We start from the raw sequence: 24,821 nt of genomic DNA, 5'->3' as shown, positions 1-24,821 counted from the left end.
ATACAAAAGGAGGGTGCACCATAAATGACCATAGTCAATTATGACACACCCCCTTAAATGCATAGATGAGATATGGAATGGCCACCCCGCCAACCAATAGGCAGCCGCTACTTCTTACGCTCGCGCTCATTGATAACGCCATGATGGTAAGCGTAGAGCAGCTCCTCGAGGTCGGAGATCTGCCCACGCAGCTCCACACCCTTGTCGGTATCGTTGACCAGCATGCGGCGGGCCGACATCTCCACAATCTGGATGGTCGACTTAATGTCGGTGCCTCGCAAAATGGCATCCTCGGTGCTTGTGAAAGGCTCGTGCTGAACCAGTTGGAAGCCACGGCTGTGGTACACCAGCGTGTAGCCGGCAATGCCCGTCTCCTTGTGGTAGGCCTGCGAGAAGCCACCATCGATCACCATGAGCTTGCCATTGGCCTTGATGGGAGTCTCGCCCTTGCCCACCTTCACCGGCACATGGCCATTGATGATGTGGCGGTTGTTGCCTGTAACGCCAAAGGTGTCCATGATGCGGTCGCAAACCTCCTCGTTGTCGCGCAAGCGGAAGTAGTTGCCCTTCTTCTCCTCGTAGGTCTCCTTCGCCTCGATGAAATAGCGTTCAAAGGTGGTCATCTTCGCCTTGTCGAACAACGGACTGTTGGGGCCCAACCACAGATACATGAAATAGTCGATGGCATACTTCTTCATCTCGGGAGCCGCGTCGGCCTGGAACGCCAAGCGGATGATGTGGCCCACATCGAGCATCAGTTGCATGCCCGAGCTCTTGTGCCCAGGATAAATCTCCACCTCCTTCAAGGTGCCGTCGGCGTTGAGGGGAACAGAGGCGTGATAGAGCAGGTTGTTGTTACAAATGCCATACATGCAGCCATGCGAAAGCAACATGCGGATATGCTTGTGGAGCTTCTCGCTCACCGAGAAACTATGGTGGAGCTTATCCACCAGTTCGGCCTCCTCGGCCGAGAGCTTGTTGGGGTGCTTCGGGTCGATGGTGGGGAAATGGCAGCTCGTCATGGGATATTCCTTACCACCCAGGCAAATGGTTTGCTTCTCGAAATCGACGAAATTGAACATCTCGCGGTCTTGCATCTTCCAATCGGGATGGCGCTCGTAGAGCTGCGCCTCCAACTTAAACTGGATGACGCTGATGGCCTTGTGCATGAGAGCCGTGAGGCGCTTGGTCTTGTCGTCGAGACGCTCCGAACCGGCCGTGATCTTCGGTTGGAACTCCTTGCAGGGGTCGTCGCCATAGACGTCCATGGCGAAGGTGGCAAGCGGCAAGAGGTTGATGCCATAGCCCTCCTCAAGCGTGGCGAGGTTGGCGTAACGCAGCGAGAGGCGGACGACGCTGCTGATACAGGCATCGTTGCCCGCGGCGGCTCCCATCCACAGGATGTCGTGGTTGCCCCACGTGATGTCCCAATGGTGGTAACCATCAAGCATATCGAGAATTTTATGGGCACCCGGGCCCCGGTCGTAGATGTCGCCGAGGATATGGAGCTGGTCGATGGCCAAGCGCTGGATGACGTGGGAGATGGCTATGATGAAATCGTCGGCGCGACCCGTGGAGATGATGGTGTCGACAATGACATTGACGTAGGCGGCCTTGTCGTTGTCGTCGGTACGCTCATGAAGGAGCTCCTGGATGATGTAGGAGAAATCGGCGGGCAGCGACTTGCGCACCTTCGAGCGGGTGTATTTGCTCGACACGTCGCGGCACACGGCCACCAGGTGGTGGAGCGTAATGTGGTACCAATCATCGATGTCGGGCTCCGAATCCTTCACCAACTCAAGCTTCTGCTCAGGATAATAGATGAGCGTGCACAACTCGCGCTTCTCGCTGTCGCGAAGGGTGGTGCCGAAGAGCTCGTTCACCTTACGCTTGATGTTGCCCGAGGCGTTCTTCAACACGTGCTGAAAAGCCTCATACTCTCCGTGTAAATCGGCAAGGAAATGCTCCGTCCCCTTGGGGAGGTTCAATATGGCTTGCAGATTGATGATCTCCGTACTGGCGTCGGCCACGGTTGGGAAAGATTGGGAAAGCAACTGCAAATAATGCTTGTCGCTCTCCATGTCATACTGTTTGCTCATATTAGTAAGTATTAAATTTGGTGATGTGGTTAACCATAGCTAAGGAAGCCTTGTCGGCGCGCTCCCTGAAGGGCATAAACCCTTCGGTAAGACCAAAGGTGTGGTGCAACACCGCCATGAGACGCTCAGCAAACTCGAGAACGCCCATGGCGCGCGCCACCTCGTTGAGACGATCCTCGTCGGCGTCGACAAAGCGCACCGATTGATACAGATCGGCCAAATGTGACAAGGGGGCTTCGTTGCGCTCCATCTCGTATTTCAAATTAAGCAACCTGACGATGATCCGCCTCTCTTTCTTCTCGTCGGTATCGATGATATCGCTGAGCTTGCTCTTCGTCAAGGGGTTGCGCGACAAGAGTTTGTCGCCCTCCAAGGAGTCGGTGGTGTAATGGAGGTGGCGTGGGTAGCGATCGATGGTGTCGACGGGCAGGTCGGGCGCGTCCATCTGCAGGCGTGCCAATCCCTGCCTAAGGGTCTCGAGAACACACTCGTCGGAGGCGTAGAGGTATATCTTACGCCACTCGGCCTCGTCCAACTGCGACAAGCCAGAGCGGATCACCCCCACCCGCTTGTGGTCGCGCAAGAGGGTGTCGTCGATCCCTGCCACCAGCAGCTCGCCAATGAGCTGGCACGAATTGTGGCTAAGCAACAATCGGGCAAACGTGTCGATAACCTTTTGGTAGAGGGCGTCCATCTGAGAGGCCATCTCGGAGAACGACACCTTGCTGGTAAGAACGGGATTCTTAATGAGCGCCACCCTATTGTTCCATTTCAAGGAGAGAAACGTGTCGTGTTCCAACTTGCCACACACATGAACGGCCAAGGCCCTGCTTGTCATCTCGCGTTGCGAAGAAAGGGCCAACGACGACTTGCGCTGCTTCATGACCCACGGCTGCAAGCCGCCCAAGGGGGAGAACACGGTGGGCACATGCTCGCGATAAGCACGGGCCATGAGGTTGGCAGCTACCTTGTTCCAACATCCGAACACATGAACCAGGTCGTAATCGGCCAACGACATGCGAGGGTGATCGTCTAACGCAGCCGACAGGTCGACATCGGCCTGCGCTTGCATGCCGAGGGCCAACTGCGACACCATCTCGTGATAGATCGGAGAGGCGTCGGTGTCGGGGGTCACATGGTATAGGATTTTTCTGCGTTTCATAGGTTGATGCTTTTATCCCATCATTGCTTATGGGTGGTGAAATCGCGCCGGTCGGCAAACTTGTGGCGCATCATGAAATAGAGATCCGACCACATGATCACACGGTCGTAGACGAACGCCCAGGGGAACGATTCGCCAAAACGATGGATAGCGCGCTTGTCGACCCAATAGCGCAAGAGAAGTTCTAACACGACGCTCAACAAAGCCACACCCAACAACAGCCAGTTGAGGGTGAGCACCGAGTAGGCCAATGCGGCAAGCGACACGCAGGTGAACAAGCGCATCGCCACTTGGTCGGCGCCAAACACCAAACGGTGGAGAAAGCCACGTTGGAGCAACTTGCGCGTCTCCATATAATAGACATGCGCATTAAGCCACGACTTGCGGGTGGGCGAATCCTGGATGACCCATGCGGTGGGACTCACAGAGATGGCCGTAGCATCGGGCTCAGCATACTTGTTGACCAAGAAATCGTATTCGCCACGAACCAACTCCAAATTGCCAAGGTAGCCATTTTGCGACATAAACTGAGATTTGCGGAACATGACAATGGGGCAATTGGTGCGGTAGGCCTGCGTGCCACATTCACGCAACAGATAACAGAAATGGTAGAAACGCTCGTAACGCTTAAACGACGAGGTGTCGGCGTCGTAACTGCTATAGCCCACGACCAACGACTTGTCGTCAGCGCAAGGGCGGGCCATGGCGGCAAGCCATTGGGGCGAAGAGGGAGCGCAATCGGAATCGAGCAACAACAACCACTCGTTCTTGGCGGCCTTCACACCCAACGTAATGGCCAGCTTGCGCCGGCTCATATAACGCGAGGTCTGAGGAATGTAGGTAACGTAGAAATGTGCGTCGCCACCCTGCTGCTCGTAGGTGTACTTAATGCGTTTGAGCGCGTCTTCAACATCGTGGTCGCCCTTTTGGATAACCACGATGACCTCATACCCAACAGGATAATCCTGCTGAAGGATGGACGGAAGGTGCTTCTCCAACTGCTGGGCATCGTCGTGCGAAGCGATGATGATAGACACAGGCTGCAAATCGACATCGTGCGCCTCCTCCTCTTTTCGTTTCCATCTGAAAAGAGGACTGAAAAAGGGTGTGGTCAAAGCCAACAAGAGAGCGGCGATGCCCAAGATAATCGCAACGTTGTCGGATAACATTTCTACCATGTTCATTAATCCTATGTTATAATATCAATGTCAAAAGTCCTCGGTGATATATCCCTGAGGAAGGGGACGGCAATTGTATTGGCAAGCCATGATCTCGCCATAGGCTCCCGCAGAGCGAATGGCAAAGAGGTCTCCTCGATGCACCTCATTGAGATCGACCGACTTGCCAAAGACATCGCTCGACTCGCAAATGGGACCCACAACATCGTAGGGGCAAAGAGGACCGTCGCCGGTGAGGTTCTCAATCTTATGATAGGCCTGGTAGAGCGCGGGGCGAATGAGGTCGCTCATGCCGGCGTCGACAATCGCAAACTGCTTGGTGGCTCCTTGTTTCACATAAAGCACCTTGGTGATGAGCGATCCCATCTGGGCAACCACCGAACGCCCCAACTCGAAATGCAACGACTGGCCGGGACGGAGCGTGAGATGGCGCGCAAAGGTGGAGAAGTACGATTGGAAGTCGGGCACCGGAATGTGGTTGGGATGGTCGTAGCTCACGCCAAGACCACCACCCACATTGATGTTGTCCACCCGAACATGGCGACGCTCCAACTCGGCCTGCAACTCGTTGATGCGATTGCAGAGGGCCTTGAAGTCGCCCATGTCAAGTATCTGACTACCAATGTGAAAATGCAAACCCTTAAAGCGGATGTTCTTCATGGACAAGGCCTCATCGATGGCGTCGAACATATCGTTCATGGCTATGCCAAACTTGTTCTCGGCAAGGCCCGTGGTGATGTTGGCATGCGTGTGGGCACCTACGTTGGGATTGATGCGAAGGCACACATTGGCCACCACGCCCTTCTTAGAAGCCAGTTCGTTGATCACCTCCAGCTCGGCTATGCTCTCCACGTTGAAGCAGAAGATGTCGTTGTCGAGCCCAAGGTTAATCTCCCAATCGCTCTTACCCACACCCGCATAGACTATTTTGCTGGCCGGGAAACCGGCACGTAAAGCTGCCTCAATCTCGCCACCACTAACGCAATCGGCACCCAATCCTGCCTCGCGAATAATCTTCAGGATCTTCGGGTTGGCGTTGGCCTTGACCGCATAGTGGACAACAAAATTCTCACGGCGCTCCACTTCCTTGCGGATCTCGTGGAGCGTGGCTCGTAATAGCGTAGTATCATAATAGTAGAACGGAGTTCTTACTTTCTGAAACTTTTCAATGGGAAAAATACCTTTCATGTGTAGTGCTTGTATGATTGTGTTGTGTTGTTGGGGGCCGTTTACTTGAACAGGGTGTCGGACAAACTCTGCAAAGCACGCTTCTTGTCAGACTCCTTAATCAAGAAGGAGATGTTGTAGTTGCTTCCGCCGTAACTGATCATGCGAACGGGAATGTCGCGCATGGCGTCGGTGGCAATGGTCTCAAAGCCGAGGTTGCTCCAATCGAGGTCGCCCACAACGCAGACAATGCACATGTTGGTGTCGACGGTAACGGTTCCATACTTCTTCAGTTCGTCGACAATCTCGTTAAGATGCGAATGGTTGTCGATGCTCATGGAAACGCCCACCTCCGACGTGGCCAGCATGTCAATGGGGGTTTGGTAGCTCTCGAAGATCTCAAAAATCTTACGAAGGAAGCCGGTGGCCAGAAGCATGCGCGACGACTTGATCTTGATGGCCGTAATGTTGTCTTTGGCTGCCACGGCCTTAATCTTGCCTCGAATCAGCACATTGTCGATGATGGTGCCATCTGCCTTGGGGTCCAGCGTGTTCTTCAAACGAACGGGGATTCCAGCAAACTTGGCTGGTTGCACACACGTAGGGTGAAGGATCTTGGCTCCGAAATAAGCCAACTCGGCAGCCTCCTCGAAGTTGAGCTGATGGATGGCGTCGGTGTGCTCCACCACGCGAGGGTCGTTATTGTGCATGCCGTCGATGTCGGTCCAAATCTGAATCTCGTCGGCAGGAAGGGCGGCGCCAATCAAAGAGGCGGTGTAATCGGAACCACCACGTTGCAAATTGTCGACCTCACCGTATGCGTTTCGGCAAATAAAGCCCTGGGTAATGTAAATCTGGTAGCCCTCGTTCTTCTCCATAATGGCACGGAGCTTCTCCTTGATGTATTGAGGATCGGGATCGGCGTTTTTGTCGGTACGCATGAAATCGAGAGCGTTGAGAAGCACGGCCTTGACGCCCTGCTCGTTCAGGTAGTTGACCACCATGTTGGTAGACATCACCTCGCCTTGGGCAACAATGGTCTTCTCCTCAAAGCTTGTGAAAAGGTCCTTGGTGAACGAACGGAGATAGTCGAACTCCTCTGCCAAGAACTCACGGGTCTTCTGCTTATATTCGTCGGTGCTATAAAGTTCTTCCACGTGCTGCTGGTATTTCTTCTCCAGCGCATTGATCACTTCATTGGCACCCTCAGGATTCTTCTTGTAAAGATAATCGCTAATTTCAACCAATGAGTTGGTTGTACCGCTCATGGCTGAAAGTACCACGAAATTAGGCTCACCAGATTCCGTGATCAGGGAAGCAACGTTTTTCATTCTCTCGGCACTACCAACCGATGTGCCACCAAACTTCATTACCTTCATGATTGTATGCTTTATGTGTTGTTTTTTTATTCTATAAAATGATGCGGACCCAAGGATCAGTCTTGCTCCTCGGAAAGATTCAATTTGTTGTAAGAGGACGTTACATCGCGCATGGCCCCATCCGCACATTGGTATACCACACCAGGGTAACGGTCGAGCATGGGGATGTTGTGGGTCGACATGACCACGGCTGTTCCGTTCGTGGTAATGTCCTTGAGAAGTTTCACGATGTTGTTGGCCGTCTCCGGGTCGAGATTACCCGTGGGCTCATCGGCGATGATCACCTTAGGATGGTTCAACAACGCACGGGCAATGGCTATGCGCTGCTGCTCCCCACCCGACAACTCGTGGGGAAGATTATCTTTCTTATCCAGCAAACCTACATCGGTGAGGACCTCCTCAATGCGCTGGTTGATTTCGTCCTTCTTCTTCCAACCTGTGGCCTTCAACACAAACTGAAGGTTCTTGTAGATGGTTCGGTCGGTCAACAACTTGAAATCTTGGAAGATGATGCCCATCTCCTTGCGCAACGCAGGAATGTCCTTTCGACGAATAGACGTAAGGCTTCGGCCCAACACCTCTGCCTTCTCGGCCTCATCCTGGTAGATGTCGAGCTCGCAGTAAAGGGTCTTCAACAAAGAGCTCTTGCCCGAGCCCACCTTACCAATGATATATACAAATTCGCCTTCCTCAACATGAAAATCAACCTGGTCGAGGATAAGCTTCTCCTGTTGGTATATTTTTACTTGCTTGTAATCAATAAGCATGCCCATGATTCTTAGTTTAATTATTACGCTTGGCTACTCTTTTTCATTCTCCTGGCCTTGTCCCAATTGGGATCGTGGCGCTTAATCAGTTCGCTTGCCACATCCTCGATACTCAACCCCTTGGCTGTTAGCATCACTATGAGATGATACAACAAGTCAGACAACTCATACACCAATTGCTCGTTGGTTCCATTGGTAGCCTCGATGATGGTCTCTGTGGCCTCTTCGCCCACCTTCTGGGCCATCTTGTTGATGCCCTTCTTGAAAAGACTGGTGGTGTAGCTATTTTCAGGCATTTCCTGATGGCGCTTGTCGATAAAGTTTTGCAACTCTGACAAGAACAGAATGGGGTTCAGCGAGTTGTCCTCGCCCCAACAAGTGTCGGTGCCCAAGTGACAGGTGGGGCCTTGTGGATGCACCTTGACAAGGAGCGTGTCGTTGTCACAATCCAACCTGATGTCAACCAGGTTCAAGTAGTTGCCCGACGTTTCGCCCTTGGTCCACAAGCAGTTACGCGTGCGGCTCCAAAAAGTAACCTTCTTTGTATCTATTGTCTTCTGATAAGCCTCTTCGTTCATGAACCCAAGCATCAGCACGTTTTTCGTTACGGCGTCTTGGATGATGGCCGGCACGAGGCCTCCCATTTTATCGAAATCTATCTTTATCATGGCTTGTTAAATATCAAAGTCTAACATTAACTCCTTCGTTTCTCAAGTATTTCTTCAACTCACGGATGTCTATCTCTCCAAAGTGGAAAACGCTGGCAGCGAGCGCCGCATCGGCATGTCCTATGGTAAAGGCATCACGGAAATGCTCTTTCTTTCCGGCACCACCACTGGCTATGATTGGGACCGGAACGTCCTCGGCCAAACGGGCTAACGCCTCGAGGGCAAAGCCTTGCTTCACACCATCATGGTTCATGCTCGTAAACAAGATTTCTCCTGCTCCACGATCAGCCACCTCATGCGCCCATTCGAAGAGAGGCAAGTCGGTTGGAGTGTGCCCACCATTCATATAGCAATACCATCCCCGATCGTCCAATCGGGCGTCGATGGCGCAAACACAGACCTGAGAACCATACTTCGCAGCGATCTCATCAATCAACGATGGGGTCTTGATGGCTGCACTATTAAGGCTGATCTTGTCAGCACCAGCATAGAGCAACCTATCCACATCGCTCAACTCGTGAATGCCGCCACCCACAGTGAATGGAATGTTAATCTCTGACGCTACCTTGGTCACCATATCGGTGAAGGTACGACGACCTTCCAAAGAAGCGGTTATGTCGAGAAACACCAACTCGTCAGCTCCGGCCTCACTATAGGCCTTACCCAACTCTACCGGATCGCCAGCTTGGCGAAGGTTGACGAAATTGGTTCCCTTAACGGTTTGCCCGTCCTTGACATCCAAACAAGGAACGATGCGCTTTGCAAGACCTCTATTTGCCATACCCTAAACGATTTACGTCGAGACGCCCCTCATACCATGCCTTGCCAAAGACAACGGCAGGGACACCCGCCTCGTCCAACTTTACAATATCATCGGTCGAGCCCACGCCTCCGCTGGCAATGAGGTTCATGTGAGGAAAATGCTTCAAGATATCTACATATAAGTCGATTGCAGGACCACTCAAGGTGCCATCTCGAGAGATTTCCGTGCACAACACATTGGTAACTCCTTCGTTGACGTAACGTCCCAAGAAGGGAATCAGTTCTTCCTCGGAATTCTCCAACCATCCATTAACGGAGATTTTGCCATGACTTGTGTCGGCGCCCAATATCAAATGGTCGGAACCATACTTCTCCAACCAAGAGACGAACAGGTCGGGGTTGCTTACCGCCACGCTACCTACTGTCACCATAGAAGCTCCAGCCTCGAAAGCTTTTTGGATATCGGCATCCGACTTAATGCCTCCTCCGAAATCAACCTCTAAATGGGTGTGGGAGGTAATGTCGCAAAGCACTTGCTCGTTGACAATATGCTTCGACTTGGCACCATCAAGGTCAACGACATGCAAACGAGTAAACCCCATGTCCTCAAAACAACGGGCTTGGTCGACAGGGTTATCATCGTAGACTTTCTTTTGGTCATAGTCGCCTTTGGTCAAACGAACACATTTTCCGTCAAGAATGTCGATTGCTGGTATCAGTTGTATTTTCATCTTGCCAAAGTAAGAAAATTGCTAATAATCTGTTCTCCCACTTTCCCGCTCTTCTCAGGATGAAACTGGGTAGCCCAAAAGTTGTCTTTATGCAAAGATGCCGAATAAGGTTGAATATAATCGGCCTTAGCGATGGTGAAGGGACAAACAGGAGCATAATAACTATGTACGAAATAAACATAATCGTCAGCCGAGAGACCATGCATCAAAGGAGAGGACAGGTCGTACAAGGCGTTCCAACCCATAGCCGGAATCTTCTGTTCGAGGCTATCGGGACGGAATCGTTTCACATCAACTGGGAACACCCCAATGCAATCCGTATCGCCTTCCTCAGAATGCCGACACAACAATTGTTGGCCTACGCAAATGCCCAAAACGGGTTGTGTGAGGGAACGAATCACTTCATCCAAACGACTTCTCCTGAGATTATCCATCGTAGTTCGAGCATTTCCCTGCCCAGGGAAGATAACACAGTCAGCCTTAGCCAACCGCTCAGCGTCGTCAGTCAACTCGGGTTCAACACCTTGTCTTTTCAAAGCGCTTATCACCGAGAATATATTTCCCGCATTATATTTAACGATGGCAACTTCCATTTCCCTTTCAAATTTAGAGGTATCATAGCTCCTATAACATTGCAAATTTACATAAATTCTATCAAATAGAAAAATGAATTGTAGAAAAGCAAGGGATTTTTTATAGAAATGTATAACTATTCGCTGTTTTACCACAATTACCTAAGTCCACGGGACAACGCATTACATCGCAAACCAAGTCTGTTACCCGAGTGCTTCCCATCAGTCGGCAGCCTACGATTGTTACGCAACTTATCACAGAAAGGGGGGTTATGCAGCATATAACCAACAATACAAATGCCAATCAATCTTGCTTCTTAAACGCAAGTAGAACTTAGGAATACAACTCGGGGTGGCTTTTGTTTCAGGCCGTTTGAACAAAAAAGATTGCATAACGAATCTTAGTAAAACAAAAAAAATCAAGCAGATGCAGAGTTTAAGCAAACAAAGAGTTCATGCAAAATATCGAGCCCAAACATCATGTCGGGCCAAAGCATAATGTCGGGTTCAAGCATAATGTCGGGTTCGCAAATAACCCCAGAGATGCTCACACCCAAAACTCATCCTAAGAGTTAAAAATGACAAAGCCAACTACTAAGTGACAATATGTCAACAACAAGTGTTGCCACACAAAACGTTTATGAAAGTTTGAGCATAACCGACGTAAGACCAATGGTAAAGACCGATCCGTCTTCAATAACCCTCCTCTCCTTCGGAGCCAAGCGCAGACCCTCAACAAACGTGCCTTTGTTGCTGGGCATATCGCGCAATACAAACTGAAGTTTTCCGCTCTTCTTTCGGCTTACGCTAATCACGCAATGTCTATAATCTATGTTCAGATCACCACTCTCAATAGGGCAATCCACTACATAGTTCTTCTTCTCTCTTCCGATGATATTATCACCCATATACAAGGGGAACTCCTGCTGATAACAGTAGTTGTTCTCAATAACGACAATTCGTCCACAACTCTCTCTCTGCGGCTCCTGAAGCGCATCTTCATCCACGTTAGCAGATTCGTTAACAGGCTCTTTCACCTCACGCTTAACACGCACACCAAATTTCTTATCGCAAGATGGACATCTCACAACAAGAACTTGACCATTTTCGTATTTCGTTTCGTCAAAAGAAATGACGTGTTGGCATTGAGGGCAACGAACGTTTTTCATGAATGATTATTGATGATGTTTCATAACCCACGCCTCATTAAACTCTCCGACCTTCCTTAAGTCGTTAAGCGAGTCGTAGGCTTCTGCCTGAGAATTATAGAATCCGTAGACTACCTTTGTGTTGCGAGGGTCACTTACCACTCTCGCATCCTGGTAACCACGCTTATGCAAACTTTCCACATAAGCTTGAGCATTGGTCTTGGTTACGCGACTTGCCAAAACAATGACAAAACCTTCTTGCGATTCTTGCATAGCATTATTCTGTGCCTTAGACACAGGCTCAGCATCTTTGGCATCCTTACTAATGCCATTGGCCTCTATATCAATTCCAGATACTTCTGTCTTGGGAAGAACCTTCTGAAGAAGGTCGACATTGATAGTACCAGCAGTCAACAATTTCTGATTATTGTCCAAGGGTGAAGGAAACAACAAGAATATCAATGCAGCAACACATGCGGCAGCTACCGTACGCCAAAGCATTACCATACGCTGGCCAGGAACTGTTTCGTCTTCCTCCTCTTCCACCTTATCGGCTAATGTTACAACCACACCGCCACCGGTAGTAGCCCCCGCATCGTCAACCATCATAAGACCTTCTGTCTTACGCCCAACTTCAATCTCACGCAATGAGAGAATCTCAAAACCCGACAAGCCATAGAGAGAGGGTGTCAATATACCGGCCTCACAAGGCTCAAACACATAGCGGCCCTCACTGTTAAGCGAGATCACGCCAATGCCGTGCAACTCATAATAGCCATCATTCTCAATATGCTGACGCAACTCTCTGACCTCGTCGACAATACGTCGCAAGGCCTCGGGATAGCTAATGTCGTAGCATTCCACATACGACTGAGCTAACAAAGAATCGTTAATCGTGAGTTTGGGATTGAATCCAATTGTCCGAGCAGGGGGCAAAAACATGCCATCCGCACCATCCCTCCGAGCGTCAACATGATGTGCCATGAAGCCTCCGAAGTCTGGCACGATCACGCAATCGTTGCTCAGAAGCAATATCTCAAGATGTCTGTCTAATTCAATCACAACTGCAAAAGTACTAAAAATATGGCGACGGAGCAAGATATTGTGGTAAAAAAAGCAAAAATTGATAATATTGTTTTAGAAACGATTTCAATTCAAACGAAATGATTATCTTTGTGGCATAATACGTATTTTCTAAGGAAATGGAATACAAAGAAACAGAAATTAAAGGAGTTTGGATTATCGAACCTAACGTGTTCGATGATAGCCGCGGCTACTTCTTTGAGGCTTGGAAAGCAGGCGAATTCGAAGAGCACGTTGGCCCTATCCACTTCATTCAAGACAACGAATCGAAATCCAGTTATGGCGTCCTTAGAGGCCTTCATTACCAAAAAGGAGAATTCTCACAAGCCAAGTTGGTGCGTGTCATTAAAGGGCGCGTCCTTGATGTTGCCGTAGACATTCGCAAATCATCGCCCACATTCCGAAAGCATGTGATGGTGGAGCTCTCAGAAGACAACAAACGTCAACTCTTTATACCACGAGGGTTTGCCCATGGTTTCCTTGTATTAAGCGACGAGGCCATCTTCACATATAAAGTGGACAATGTTTACGCCCCTCAACACGAGGCAGGCATATGCTGGAACGATCCAGACATCGACATCCATTGGCCTATCGATTCAAAGAATGTCGTTACAAGTGAGAAAGATTTGAAAGCACCGCAACTTTGCGACGCTGTTGTATTCGAATAATTAAAATCTAACCTTAACATTACATTATGAATATAGCCATTGTTGGAACAGGTTACGTAGGTTTGGTAAGTGGCGCATGCTTTGCCGACACAGGAGCCAATGTTACTTGTGTAGATGTGGACATCAATAAAATTGAACGTCTCAAAAAGGGCGAGATCCCCATCTACGAGCCAGGTCTCGATGAACTCGTGCTAAAGAACGTGAAAGCCGGAAGGCTGAAATTTACATCATCGTTACCCGAGGTACTAAATGAACAAGAGATTGTGTTCTCTGCTGTTGGAACACCGCCCGACGAGGACGGATCAGCCGACTTGAAATATGTGCTTCAGGTGGCAAAAACTATAGGCCAGAACTTAAACAAATACCTTGTTGTAGTAACTAAGAGCACGGTACCCGTAGGTACGGCACGCAAGGTTAGAGCCACCATTCAGGAAGAGCTCGACAAACGCGGCGTTGACATTGCATTCGACGTTGCCAGCAACCCCGAGTTCTTAAAGGAGGGCAACGCCATCAAAGACTTCATGAGTCCCGACCGCGTTGTAGTAGGCATAGAGAGTGAACGTGCAAAGACCATTCTCACAAGACTTTACAAGCCTTTCCTTATCAACAACTTTAGGGTCATCTTTATGGATATTCCCAGCGCCGAGATGACCAAGTACGCCTCCAATTCCATGTTGGCCACCCGCATCTCGTTTATGAACGACATCGCTAATCTCTGCGAATGTGTAGGCGCTGATGTAAACATGGTTCGCCAAGGCATAGGCAGCGACACACGTATCGGCCGCAAATTTCTCTATGCAGGATGTGGCTATGGTGGTTCATGCTTCCCCAAGGATGTGAAAGCGCTTATCAAGACCGCGGACGACTGCGGATATTCAATGGAGGTGCTAAAAGCCGTTGAACATGTTAACGAAAAGCAGAAATCGATACTCTTCCACAAGCTGCAAGCTGCATACAATGGAGAGTCGCTCAAGGGCAAGACCATTGCTCTTTGGGGATTGTCATTCAAGCCTGAGACCGACGACATGCGAGAGTCGACCGCTTTGGTAATCATCAAGTTGCTGAAGGAAGCCGGTTGCACTATACGCGCTTTTGACCCTGTAGCCATGGACGAGTGCCGTCGTCGTGTTGGAGATGACGTTATCTACTGCCGCGACAAATACGAAGCCGTATTCCATGCCGACGCGTTACTACTACTCACAGAATGGAAAGAATTTCGCTTACCAAGTTGGGATGTGGTAGGAAGCGCCATGAACAAGAAATTGATCATTGACGGACGTAACATCTTCGACCCAGAGGAGTTGGCCGAGGCTGGCTTCGAGTATCATTGCATAGGCCGCTAACTACGGCTTGCTCACATAAAGAATTGGTAATGAAAAGACTGACTATATTGGTTGTTGCCTTTTTGGCCCTTCTGACTGCTTGCGAGAACAAAGCTAGCAGTCCTAATACGCCCCAAGAGGACACCACCGCAAAAAAAATGCTTCAGGGCATCTGGGTTGATGAGGATGCACAAACTGTGGCTTTCAAAGCAAAGGGCGACACCATCTTCTATCCTGACACAACAAGTTTACCCGTCTACTTCCAAATCATCGACGACACGTTGGTGCTTCATGGGGTAAACGAGGTAAAATATCCAGTAGTCAAACAGACACGGCACCTGTTTGTTTTCAAAAACCAAAACGGTGACGAGGTTAGGCTTACTTTGAGCGACGACCCGGACGACGCCAATGCATTCCGCCACGAGAAACCACAGGCCATCAATCAAAACCAATTGATTCGTCGCGACACGATTGTCAGCTATGAGGGCAAGCGTTATCACTGTTATGTGCAAGTAAACCCCACAAGCTACAAAGTGGTAAAATCATCGTACAACGACGAAGGTGTTGAGGTTGGGAACGTCTATTACGATAACATCGTAAATCTGAATGTGTACCAAGGAGCCAAGAAACTATTCTCACGCGACTTCCACAAACAACAATTTGCCAGTTTCATACCTAAGGATGTCATCCAACAAATCATCTTAAACGATGTGCTGTTCAAGAAGGTTGACCAGGAAGGCATCCATTACACGGCATCCTTGGGAATGCCCGACAACATTAGTAGTTTCCAAATAGAGTTAATCGTTAGCTACGAGGGTAAATTAAGAATGAAGGTGTAATAGCTTACAGCTTACAAAGTTACAAGAAGAACAAAGAAAACACACCATACAAATAGAATCCGCAATCATTCTCTTGGCGTTATTAGCCAAGAAAATGATTGCGGACTTTTCTTTTGTTATATTATAGCATCATTGAAAATGCTGACAAGCGTGGGACCATCTTCCCTACCCTTGTCAGCATTTCCTTTAGCTGAAAGATGCTAAAGGCTTTAGACTCCGCAGAAGAATAGCACCACTATCTGTGCCACAAATATCCTTAAGAACATACTCAATGGGTAAACTGTAGAATAGCCCACAGCAGGAGCCTCCTTTGAGCAAATGGAATTAGCATACGCCAATGCAGGCGGGTCTGTATAAGTTCCGGCAAGCATACCCATAATCGTAAAGTAATTGAACTTAAACTTCAGACGGGCAATCGTTCCAATAATAAGAATAGGAATGATGGTTATCAGGAAACCGGTATATACATATTTCAATCCATCGCCTTGCACTACCGTCTCCCAGAAACCTGCACCTGCCTTAATTCCGACACTGGCCAAGAAGAGGGCCAACCCCATCTCACGCAACATCATATTGGCAGACGTTGTGGTATAGGTAACCAGTTTGAAGCGATAGCCAAAACGACCAATGAGGATGGCAATAATCAGCGGACCACCAGCAATACCCAACTTCAATGGCACAGGCATTCCTGGAATGGAGAATGGTATACTACCAAACAAGATACCCACAAAAATACCAATGAAAATGGTTGCAATGTTGGGCGCGTCGAGGCGCTTCACCGAGTTACCCATAAGCTCAGCCACACGGTTCACGTTATCCTCACGGCCTACAACCATGATGCGGTCGCCCACATGGAAATGGTGGTTACGGCTGGCAAACAGGTCCATTCCCTGGCGTGTGATACGCGTGATGTTCACACCATAAACACTAGAGAAATGCATCTTGCCAAGGGTCTTACCGTTCATCTTGGGGTTGGTAATAACCACACGCTTTGAGATCATGGGGGTCTTATCGTCCTCAACCTCCCAGTCCGTCTCTATCTCAGGACCAATGAATGCCTTGATGGCCTCTGCGTCAGCCTCTGCACAAACCAAAAGCACCTGGTCGCCTACAGAGAACACGGTATCTCGACGAGGGGTAATAACCTCGTCTCCATGATGCAGTCGTGTGCAAACAATGTCACGATTGAGGAACTCGGTAATTTGCTGCAAGCTACGTCCTGCCAAATAAGCATTGCTCACGAGCAACGTCATGCTTTTAGGTTTGACTTGAGTGTTGTCGGCCTCAGCCTCGTTCAACTTGTTCTCTTCTTCCTCAAGCTTGGTACGTGTGATATAGCGAATGGCAATCGTAGCACCAATGATTCCCACCACGCCCAACGGATAAGCACATGCATATCCATTGGCAATCTGAGGTACCGGAAGATTTCCGAACACAGTAGTCATAGCCTCATTTGCGGCACCAAGTCCTGGCGTATTGGTAACAGCTCCATAGAGCGTACCCACCATCATGGGCAGGTTATTGATGTCTGACGTGTCGAAGAAAATGTAATAACACGCAAACATAACCAGCACGTTCAGAAAGATCGTAACGGTGGAAAGCACATTAAGAGTGACACCTCCTCGCTTGAAACTCTCGAAGAAACCTGGTCCCACCTGCAAACCAATGCAGAAGACGAAGAGAATCAAGCCAAAGTCTTGCACAAACGTAAGAATAGGTTTAGGGGCCGTAAAGCCAACATGGCCGGCCACAATGCCTGCGAACAACACAAAGGTGACACCTAGGGAGATTCCCCCAACCTTCACCTTGCCCAAAAGTATGCCAACAGAAATGACGATAGCGTAAAGCAAAGCAATATGGGCTACACTGTCGGTCGTAGTAAAGAGATTGATAATCCAGTCCATTTTGTAGATTTTTTAAACTTCTACAAAAGTACAACATTTTCCCCAATAAAACAAGTAATTATTCAAGGTAAAAGCAACTATCGCCTATGTAAATGTGATAAAAACAGAAATATAATGGACTAAATACTCTTTGCCAAACGAAAAAACACCGCAAACAGCTTGACACCCCCCTAAAGTAAACACAAAAAAGTCTTACGAAACATTATAAACTTACCTAAAAACCTATACTACAACATATTGCATAATGAACTAAGTTTGATCCTGTTCATGAAACGAATAACAACAGGTTCGTCATGAAAAACGCTCTGGCTTTCGCTAACTAGTCACCACGCACTTTTTTAGAGTAAGGTTTTCAAACCATTGTAGAAAATAGCAGACAGGAATAACCATCAAAACCAAAATGAGGCCACGACTCACGTCGCGACCTCACAACAACACAAACACAAAAATGCGGGGGCAAAGCCCCGCCTTTATTTCGTAAATATAAGAGAGGGATTACATGATCCCGTTCTCGCGCAACTTCTGCTGCCATTTCCAAGCAGAAGCGAGCACTTGATCAAGAGGTGTGTCGGCCGACCAGCCAAGCACCTTATTGGCCTTGCTGCAATCGCCCCAAATCTTCTCGATATCACCCTCGCGGCGAGGACCATACTTCCAATTGAGCTTAACACCCGTAGCCTTCTCAAAGGTCTCCACAATCTCCAGCGTGGTGTTGCCGTGACCTGTACCAATGTTGAAGTAGTCGATAGCGGGAGAATCCTCATCGTCAAGCACGCGACGCATAGCGGCAACGTGAGCCTTAGCCAAATCGACAACATAGATATAGTCACGGATGCAAGTGCCATCAGGCGTATCATAGTCCTTACCAAAGATGGTCAACTCCTTGCGAATGCCCATGGCAGTCTGTGTGACGAAAGGAATCAGGTTGGCCGGAACACCGTTAGGCAACTCACCGATTAAAGCTGTGGGGTGTGCGCCAATTGGGTTGAAATATCTCAAAACGATGCTCTTGATGGGAGCACCACTGTGGATATAGTCGTAGATAATTTGCTCATTGACCTCCTTGGTGTTACCATAAGGTGATGTAGCCTTTTGGTGAGGGGCAGCCTCAGTGACAGGCAAGTTCTCAGGCTTTGGCTGGCCATAAACTGTGCAACTTGAAGAGAAGATGATACCCTTTACATTGTACTTTGGCATCAACTCGAGCAGGTTGACCAAGGAAACGATGTTGTTACGATAGTAGAGCAAAGGCTTCTGCACGCTCTCGCCCACAGCTTTGCTGGCAGCAAAGTGAATGATGCCTTCAATATCAGGGTACTTTTGGAACACAGCTTCCGTAGCTTCCTTGTCGCGGAGATCCACCTTCTCAAAAGCAGGACGGATGCCCGTTATCTTCTCAATGCCATCAAGCACTTGAATGTTAGAGTTAGACAAATTATCGACAATAACGACCTTGTAGCCGGCCTGCTGCAATTCCACTGTTGTGTGAGAGCCAATAAAACCGGTTCCACCTGTAACAAGAATAGTCTGTTTCATGACTGGTATAGTATTAAAATATTTGGTCTTTAATTCGTGACAAAGTTACAAAATCTTTTTATTATAGTATCCAAAATCTTGTTTTTTTTTGCAATAATCCTCATTTTTATTGCAGTCCCATCATTTGGCGCAGCCCAAGGTCCACTCCAGAGAAGCCCATGAAGGCTAAGGAGAGCAATCCTGCTGTTACCAACACAATAGCCATTCCCTGCATGCCTTTGGGTACTTGAACCAACGACAACTGTTCGCGAATGCCAGCGAAAACCGTAAGGGCAAGGGCAAATCCCAATGCTGTGGAGAAGGCATAGACGATACTCGACAACAAGTTGAAATCCTTCTGAATGACAAGAATAGCAACGCCCAGAACGGCACAGTTGGTGGTTATCAATGGCAGAAAAATACCTAAAGCCTGATAAAGCGGTGGGCTAACTTTCTTCAGAATGATCTCTACCATCTGCACCAACGTGGCTATGACCAAGATAAAAGCCAAAGTTTGCAGATACTGAAGTCCTAATGGGTTGAGCACATAGGTCTGGACCAGCCACGTAACGATGGTCGAAAGCGTGAGCACAAAGGCCACGGCGGCACCCATTCCAAGGGCCGTGTCAATCTTCCTGGACACTCCCAAGAAAGGACAGATGCCAAGAAATTGGCTCAATATGATATTATTGACAAATATCGCACTGATAAATATAAGTAGGTATTCCATACTATTCACTTTAATAATTTACTTTTGCATGCGCACACACTGGCGGCGCTGTCATTACTTCGCCTTAAAACGATTGAAGATGGCTATCAGATAGCCCAATGTGATGAAGGCTCCCGGAGGAAGGATAAACAAGAGCATATTGGTAGTCTCAGGCAGAAGCACAACTCCAAATACAGAACCCGCCCCCAACAATTCGCGCACCACACCCAACAGGGTCAAGCCAAAGGTAAATCCTAAGCCAATGCCCACTCCGTCACAAAGGCTTTCTAGTGGTGTGTGCTTACATGCAAAGCTCTCAGCACGTCCTAAAATGATGCAGTTAACCACAATCAGCGGAATAAAAATGCCAAGTGCCTTATTGATGCCATCAGGCGCATAAGCCGACATGAACATTTGCAGCAAGGTGACAAAAGCGGCTATCACAATGATAAAAACAGGAATGTGCACTTGGTCAGGCGTGATGCGCTTTATGCAAGAGATAACCGTATTTGTACACAAGAGCACCAACATGGTGGCCAATCCCATCGACAAGCCATTCAGAGCACTGGTCGTGGTGGCCAAGGTGGGACACATACCCAACAACAACACGAACGTTGGATTTTCCTTAATCAGCCCATTCAGTATAATCTTATATTTGCTCATTTCTTCCTACACATTATTATATTTGCTTACTTGCCCCACTATCGCCATCAACACCCTTATGGGCATAAGCAGCGTATGCCTGATTGATAGCCTTCAGGAATGCACGGCTCGTAATGGTTGAAGCCGTGATTGCGTCTACATCGCCTCCGTCTTTACTTACCGCCAGATCGCCAGTAGCAGGGGATTTACCAATAACATTTCCTTTGCCGTCCTTCTGAAACCACTTGTCGGCCTTCATTCCCAAGCCAGGTGTCTCAGACGTTTGCAAGATGGTATACCCCAATATTTTACCCAAATCGTCAAAGCCTACCAACACCTTCAGATCGCCCCCGAAGCCCATCACTGTGCTTTCCACAGCAGCGCCAATGCCTTTTCCTGCCTGATTGGCAACCTCATGCACAACAAAGACGGTCTCTTTGCCATCGGCCATTTGTCTAACGGTATCGTTCTTTGTCACCTTCATATCCTGCGTTTGCATTACCTCTTGTATGCCATCCTGCAGGGTTTTCTCTGCCTTTGCCTTGATCGGGGCCTTCGTGATATGGTTAACCCACGCCAAGAGAACGGCAATGACTATGGCAAAGCCAACAAGAACCATCACCATATTAAATAAGGATGATTTCATCTTTTCCATCATGCACCTCCTATCTATTAGCGGCTGGCTTCTCGCCAAACCGTTTTGGTTTTACATAAAAGTTGATCAATGGGGTGAATGCGTTCATGATGAGAATGGCAAACGACATTCCCTCTGGGTAACTTCCCCAGTTACGAATGGCAACCGTCAAGAATCCTATGGCAACTCCGTATATGATTTGTCCACGATGCGTCATGGGCGACGTAACATAATCGGTAGCCATGAAGATGGCGCCTAACAACAGACCGCCACTGAGAATTACCTGAAGCGGATTGGCATAAATAGGATTGGCGAGATGCAACAGTCCACTAAACACAAGCACTGTAGCAATAATGCTTACAGGAATGTGCCACGTGATGATACGTCGACAAAGCATATAGACAAGTCCCAGCAACAAGGCCAAGGCACAAACCTCACCCATCGTGCCGGCTCCCATACCATTGGACATATTGCCCAATAACATATCGATCGAGCTCGGCAAATTCTCCAACAAATGGGAGTCGCCTGTTTTAATGGCCGTTTTCATAAGGCTCAGAGGCGTGGCACCTGTAACGGCGTCAGTGTAGGCGTCCATCTGTCCCGAGACAGGCCACGAAGTCATGGCGGCGGGGAAACTGACGAGCAAGAAGCAACGACCCACAAGTGCAGGGTTGAATATATTGCAGCCCAAACCTCCAAACGTCATCTTACCAACACCAATAGACACTAACGAGCCAATGAGTATCATCCAAATGGGGAAATTGCTTGGTAAGTTCATGCCCAAGAGCAAACCTGTCAGCATGGCTGAGCTATCCGAAAGCGTGGTCGGACGACGAAGCAAATATTTGGTGATGGCCCATTCAAAGAACATGCACGAGGCAATACTGGTTAGGCAGACCACCACAGAACCCAGGCCAAAGTAATAGAACGACACCAAAAGAGCAGGCAACAAGGCGATAATCACACCACGCATGTTGCGCTCCACACTGTCAAGGCCGTGGGCGTGAGGGGATAGTGAAACGATTAACTTTCCCATGATATGTGTTTTCTGAATTTACTACTCTTTATTATTTTGTTTGTTTTGCGGCGTTACGTGCCTTGATGATTCCCATCACAGCACCCTTTCCCTGCAAAATGTTGTCGAGAATCGGACGATGAGAAGGGCACGTAAACTGGCACGATCCACAAGATATGCAACTGGTCACTTCTTCCTTTTCAAGCCTATCATAATCCTTCAGGCTCGACAACGTTGCCAACAAATAGGGTTCCAAGCCCATGGGGCACGCCTCCACACACTTTCCACAACGTATGCAGGGCTGGGCCGATTGCCGATGAGCGTCTGCTCCCGACAAAACGGTTACTGAATTGGTTCCCTTGCATACTGGTACATCCAGGTTCAAGACCGCTTTTCCCATCATGGGACCACCGGCCAGCACCTTATTGTCACAGTCGGGAAGGCCACCACAAGCCTCTATCAATTGACCAAAGGGCGTCCCCATACGCACGATGAAGTTAGCAGGATGATCCAAACGCTTACCTGTCACCGTGGTGTATCGCTCGAAAAGAGGCTTACGCTTCATCACGGCTTGATAAACGGCGTAGGCTGTTCCCACGTTCTGCACCACAGCACCTACGCTCACAGGAATGGCTGGAGGTGCCGGAACCTGTCGGTTCATAACAGCGTCCACAAGTTGCTTTTCTCCTCCTTGAGGGTATTTTTGCTTCAGGGGAACCACTTCCAATCGCGGATCATGAGCCGTTTTCTCCGTCAACAATCTAATGGCCTCAGGCTTATTCTCTTCAATGCCTATGAATCCCTTCTCCACGCGCACAGCCTTCATGAGCAGGTCGAGACCCACCAATATTTCATCGGGATGTTCCATCATAAGGCGGTAATCTGCAGTAATATAGGGCTCACACTCCACACCATTTATAATAACACACTCCGCCTTGGCCGTCGGCGGTGGCGTCAACTTGATAAATGTGGGGAATCCTGCGCCACCCATGCCTGTCACTCCAGCATCCTTGACCCGAGCAACTATTTCCTCTGGGGTAAGTTCGGGATGGTTGGCCAATGTTTCCAACGTTTCCGACCGATCTATACGGTCTTCCCACTCATCGCCCTCCACATTGATAAAGATGGCAGGCTTTTGGTAACCCGTAGCGTCAATGACGGTATCGATCTTAGCCACAGTGCCCGAGACAGAAGAGAAAATGGGAGCCGACACAAAACCACTGGCTTCAGCAATCATCGTTCCAACCTTCACCTTGTCACCTTTGCCAACCACTGGTTTTGCCGGCGCGCCAATATGCTGCGACAACGGAAACACCGCCACCTTGGGCAAAGCGGCCTCCACTGCCACCACGTCGGAAGAGAGCTTGTTCTCTTCTGGATGAACGCCACCTATTTTAAATGTATGCAACTTCATGCTTGTTCCTCCTTCTCTTCTTCGAGTTTCACAACGTTTCTTTTGATGGGGAAATGAACCTTCACGATGGCATGTGTAGGACAAGCGTCAACACATTGAGTACAGAGTCGGCATTTCGAGTCGTCGATATACGAAATGTTATTAACGACCGTAATGGCATCGAACTTACATACTTTCTGGCACTTGCCACATCCTATGCAGGCTGCCTGACATGCCTTGCGGGCCACGGCTCCTTTGTCTTTGTTGACACACGACACAAACACCCTGCGATTCTTGGGGCCTTTCTTCCTAAGTTCTATAATATGTCGGGGGCAGACTTTCACACAAGCACCACACGCTGTACACACGTCTTCGTCCACCTCTGGGAGTCCAGTTTCAGCATTCATGCGAAGACCTCCAAACTGACACGCAGCAACACAATCGCCACAGCCAAGACAGCCATAGCCACATGCCGTCTCACCTGCTCCCGTAGCATTCATAGCCGCACATGTGTGCAAACCATCATATTCTGCTATGCGTGGACGACTCTCGCAACCACCATTGCAACGCACAACGGCAACCCTGGGATCACTCGCCTCAATGGCCATGCCTAACAAATCGGCCACTTGTCCCATAACAGTAGGACCTCCAACCGGACAACCCAGGCCTTCAATGCTACCCTTGTCGGCACCTGCCACCAAAGCGGTGGCCAATCCTGAGCATCCAGCGAAGCTGCATCCACCGCAGTTAGCGCCAGGCAACACTTCTTGCACCCGGCCTATTCGGGGATCTTCTTCCACTGCAAACTTCTTTGAAACGACAAAGAGCACCACCGCGGCTATCAATGCAATGACAGCCAAGACGATAACTGCAGTCAACATAAAAATCATCATTATTTTTTGTATTTGTATTCGTATAAGAATCGTTCGTATCAAAAGCTCGCCTTATCCACCAAGAACAAAACGGACCGCTGTATCTTTTTTCTCATAAGAAACAACATATAATAATAAGGTATTAGCGATGCTAAGCCGCTCAACGCCGCCATTCCCTCGGTTCCGCCCAACATGAGCACCAACACCATTACACTTATAAGCAACACCAAGGGAAATGCCATTCCTAAAGCTAAGGCGCGGTACCCAACCTTTGCATCAATTATAACACGAACTGGGTCACCCACATGAAAAGTGTTTGTGTCATCCATGTAAACTTCTATAAGCTTATCACGCGACTCTGACGAACGGCAATGGCCTGCTATCTGGCACGATGCGCAGGCTGACATTTGGGTGACTCGCACCACAACATGCTTACTGTCCACTAAATCGATGATACCGCTGTGCTGAATTTTCTTGTTCATCAATAACGCATAACTTGCGCTCAAAATTACCAATATTATTCGGATTATTCAAAAGAATCTCTGTTTTTTTCAAATCTTGTTCAAATTAAGGCTATATTTCTTTGAACTTA

The 24,821-nt window shown here is 48.8% G+C and carries 24 protein-coding genes; 3 read left to right on the top strand and 21 right to left on the bottom strand.

Annotation, left to right across the window (positions count from 1 at the left end; genetic code table 11):
- Positions 1-107 precede the first annotated feature (107 nt).
- From WKK33_RS05205 to WKK33_RS05150, 12 genes are all read right to left on the bottom strand, one after another.
- On the bottom strand, positions 108-2,099 hold the full coding sequence (locus WKK33_RS05205) for a fructose-1,6-bisphosphatase (protein ID WP_337932802.1): 1,992 nt from the start codon (positions 2,097-2,099) through the stop codon (positions 108-110).
- Position 2,100: 1 nt separating this feature from the next.
- A complete protein-coding gene (locus WKK33_RS05200) occupies positions 2,101-3,261 on the bottom strand; it encodes a hypothetical protein (RefSeq protein ID WP_337932801.1) in 1,161 nt (386 codons plus the stop codon).
- 20 nt (positions 3,262-3,281) lie between these two features.
- Positions 3,282-4,439, bottom strand: a complete 1,158-nt coding sequence (locus WKK33_RS05195; protein ID WP_337932800.1) for a glycosyltransferase — start codon at positions 4,437-4,439, stop codon at positions 3,282-3,284.
- A 30-nt stretch (positions 4,440-4,469) separates the two neighbouring features.
- A complete protein-coding gene (gene lysA / locus WKK33_RS05190) occupies positions 4,470-5,627 on the bottom strand; it encodes a diaminopimelate decarboxylase (protein ID WP_337468252.1) in 1,158 nt (385 codons plus the stop codon).
- A 41-nt stretch (positions 5,628-5,668) separates the two neighbouring features.
- Positions 5,669-6,985, bottom strand: a complete 1,317-nt coding sequence (locus WKK33_RS05185) for an aspartate kinase (protein ID WP_215759160.1) — start codon at positions 6,983-6,985, stop codon at positions 5,669-5,671.
- Between the two features lie 56 nt (positions 6,986-7,041).
- Entirely contained in the window at positions 7,042-7,752 is a 711-nt protein-coding gene (locus WKK33_RS05180) for an ATP-binding cassette domain-containing protein (protein WP_287768852.1), read from the bottom strand.
- 23 nt (positions 7,753-7,775) lie between these two features.
- Entirely contained in the window at positions 7,776-8,417 is a 642-nt protein-coding gene (hisIE, locus tag WKK33_RS05175; RefSeq protein WP_337932809.1) for a bifunctional phosphoribosyl-AMP cyclohydrolase/phosphoribosyl-ATP diphosphatase HisIE, read from the bottom strand.
- A 16-nt stretch (positions 8,418-8,433) separates the two neighbouring features.
- On the bottom strand, positions 8,434-9,201 hold the full coding sequence (gene hisF, locus WKK33_RS05170; RefSeq protein ID WP_337932797.1) for an imidazole glycerol phosphate synthase subunit HisF: 768 nt from the start codon (positions 9,199-9,201) through the stop codon (positions 8,434-8,436).
- Positions 9,191-9,913 (bottom strand): 1-(5-phosphoribosyl)-5-[(5-phosphoribosylamino)methylideneamino]imidazole-4-carboxamide isomerase, encoded by a 723-nt coding sequence (hisA, locus tag WKK33_RS05165; RefSeq protein ID WP_287768855.1) that lies wholly within the window; start codon positions 9,911-9,913, stop codon positions 9,191-9,193. Before hisA ends, hisF begins: the two co-directional genes overlap by 11 nt.
- Positions 9,910-10,506 (bottom strand): imidazole glycerol phosphate synthase subunit HisH, encoded by a 597-nt coding sequence (gene hisH / locus WKK33_RS05160; RefSeq protein WP_215759157.1) that lies wholly within the window; start codon positions 10,504-10,506, stop codon positions 9,910-9,912. The genes hisA and hisH overlap by 4 nt, the downstream gene beginning before the upstream one ends.
- Before the next feature lie 617 nt (positions 10,507-11,123).
- Positions 11,124-11,654, bottom strand: coding sequence for an FHA domain-containing protein (locus WKK33_RS05155; protein ID WP_215759156.1), 531 nt, complete (start codon positions 11,652-11,654; stop codon positions 11,124-11,126).
- 6 nt (positions 11,655-11,660) lie between these two features.
- Positions 11,661-12,695 carry an SPOR domain-containing protein gene (locus WKK33_RS05150; RefSeq protein ID WP_337932795.1) on the bottom strand — a complete coding sequence of 345 codons (1,035 nt, stop codon included), beginning with the start codon at positions 12,693-12,695 and terminating at the stop codon, positions 11,661-11,663.
- A gap of 140 nt (positions 12,696-12,835) precedes the next feature.
- Between WKK33_RS05150 and rfbC the strand changes: the two genes are divergently transcribed.
- From rfbC to WKK33_RS05135, 3 genes are read left to right on the top strand one after another with little or no spacing between them, the layout of a single operon-like run.
- Complete coding sequence (rfbC, locus tag WKK33_RS05145; RefSeq protein ID WP_337468255.1) at positions 12,836-13,384, top strand: dTDP-4-dehydrorhamnose 3,5-epimerase; 549 nt, start codon at positions 12,836-12,838, stop codon at positions 13,382-13,384.
- 26 nt (positions 13,385-13,410) lie between these two features.
- Positions 13,411-14,727, top strand: a complete 1,317-nt coding sequence (locus WKK33_RS05140) for a UDP-glucose/GDP-mannose dehydrogenase family protein (protein WP_337468256.1) — start codon at positions 13,411-13,413, stop codon at positions 14,725-14,727.
- A gap of 29 nt (positions 14,728-14,756) precedes the next feature.
- The gene (locus tag WKK33_RS05135; RefSeq protein ID WP_215759152.1) at positions 14,757-15,545 is read left to right on the top strand and encodes a DUF4738 domain-containing protein; all 789 of its coding nucleotides are present in this window, start codon (positions 14,757-14,759) and stop codon (positions 15,543-15,545) included.
- 209 nt (positions 15,546-15,754) lie between these two features.
- Here WKK33_RS05135 and WKK33_RS05130 read toward each other — a convergent pair whose 3' ends face one another.
- The 9 genes from WKK33_RS05130 to WKK33_RS05090 all read right to left on the bottom strand — a co-directional run bounded on the left by WKK33_RS05130 (position 15,755) and on the right by WKK33_RS05090 (position 24,711).
- Complete coding sequence (locus WKK33_RS05130; protein WP_337932793.1) at positions 15,755-17,449, bottom strand: putative transporter; 1,695 nt, start codon at positions 17,447-17,449, stop codon at positions 15,755-15,757.
- A 495-nt stretch (positions 17,450-17,944) separates the two neighbouring features.
- Positions 17,945-18,985: a UDP-glucose 4-epimerase GalE gene (gene galE, locus WKK33_RS05125; RefSeq protein ID WP_337932791.1), complete on the bottom strand. Its 1,041-nt coding sequence runs from the start codon at positions 18,983-18,985 to the stop codon at positions 17,945-17,947.
- A gap of 106 nt (positions 18,986-19,091) precedes the next feature.
- Positions 19,092-19,694 (bottom strand): electron transport complex subunit RsxA, encoded by a 603-nt coding sequence (gene rsxA / locus WKK33_RS05120; protein ID WP_215759149.1) that lies wholly within the window; start codon positions 19,692-19,694, stop codon positions 19,092-19,094.
- Between the two features lie 54 nt (positions 19,695-19,748).
- The gene (locus WKK33_RS05115) at positions 19,749-20,336 is read right to left on the bottom strand and encodes an electron transport complex subunit E (protein ID WP_309438560.1); all 588 of its coding nucleotides are present in this window, start codon (positions 20,334-20,336) and stop codon (positions 19,749-19,751) included.
- 16 nt (positions 20,337-20,352) lie between these two features.
- Positions 20,353-20,970, bottom strand: coding sequence for an RnfABCDGE type electron transport complex subunit G (locus WKK33_RS05110; RefSeq protein ID WP_337932807.1), 618 nt, complete (start codon positions 20,968-20,970; stop codon positions 20,353-20,355).
- Positions 20,971-20,980: 10 nt separating this feature from the next.
- Positions 20,981-21,985 (bottom strand): RnfABCDGE type electron transport complex subunit D, encoded by a 1,005-nt coding sequence (locus WKK33_RS05105; RefSeq protein ID WP_337568911.1) that lies wholly within the window; start codon positions 21,983-21,985, stop codon positions 20,981-20,983.
- 31 nt (positions 21,986-22,016) lie between these two features.
- Positions 22,017-23,378, bottom strand: coding sequence for an electron transport complex subunit RsxC (rsxC, locus tag WKK33_RS05100; protein ID WP_337932788.1), 1,362 nt, complete (start codon positions 23,376-23,378; stop codon positions 22,017-22,019).
- Positions 23,375-24,247, bottom strand: coding sequence for a Fe-S cluster domain-containing protein (locus WKK33_RS05095; protein ID WP_337932805.1), 873 nt, complete (start codon positions 24,245-24,247; stop codon positions 23,375-23,377). Before WKK33_RS05095 ends, rsxC begins: the two co-directional genes overlap by 4 nt.
- Before the next feature lie 41 nt (positions 24,248-24,288).
- Positions 24,289-24,711 (bottom strand): SoxR reducing system RseC family protein, encoded by a 423-nt coding sequence (locus WKK33_RS05090; protein WP_337932786.1) that lies wholly within the window; start codon positions 24,709-24,711, stop codon positions 24,289-24,291.
- Positions 24,712-24,821 lie beyond the last annotated feature (110 nt).

The organism is Hallella sp., from assembly GCF_037460745.1.
Classification (GTDB): domain Bacteria; phylum Bacteroidota; class Bacteroidia; order Bacteroidales; family Bacteroidaceae; genus Prevotella; species Prevotella faecis.
Note: the sequence above shows the minus strand (reverse complement) of the source record. Positions and strands in the feature narration are given on the sequence as shown.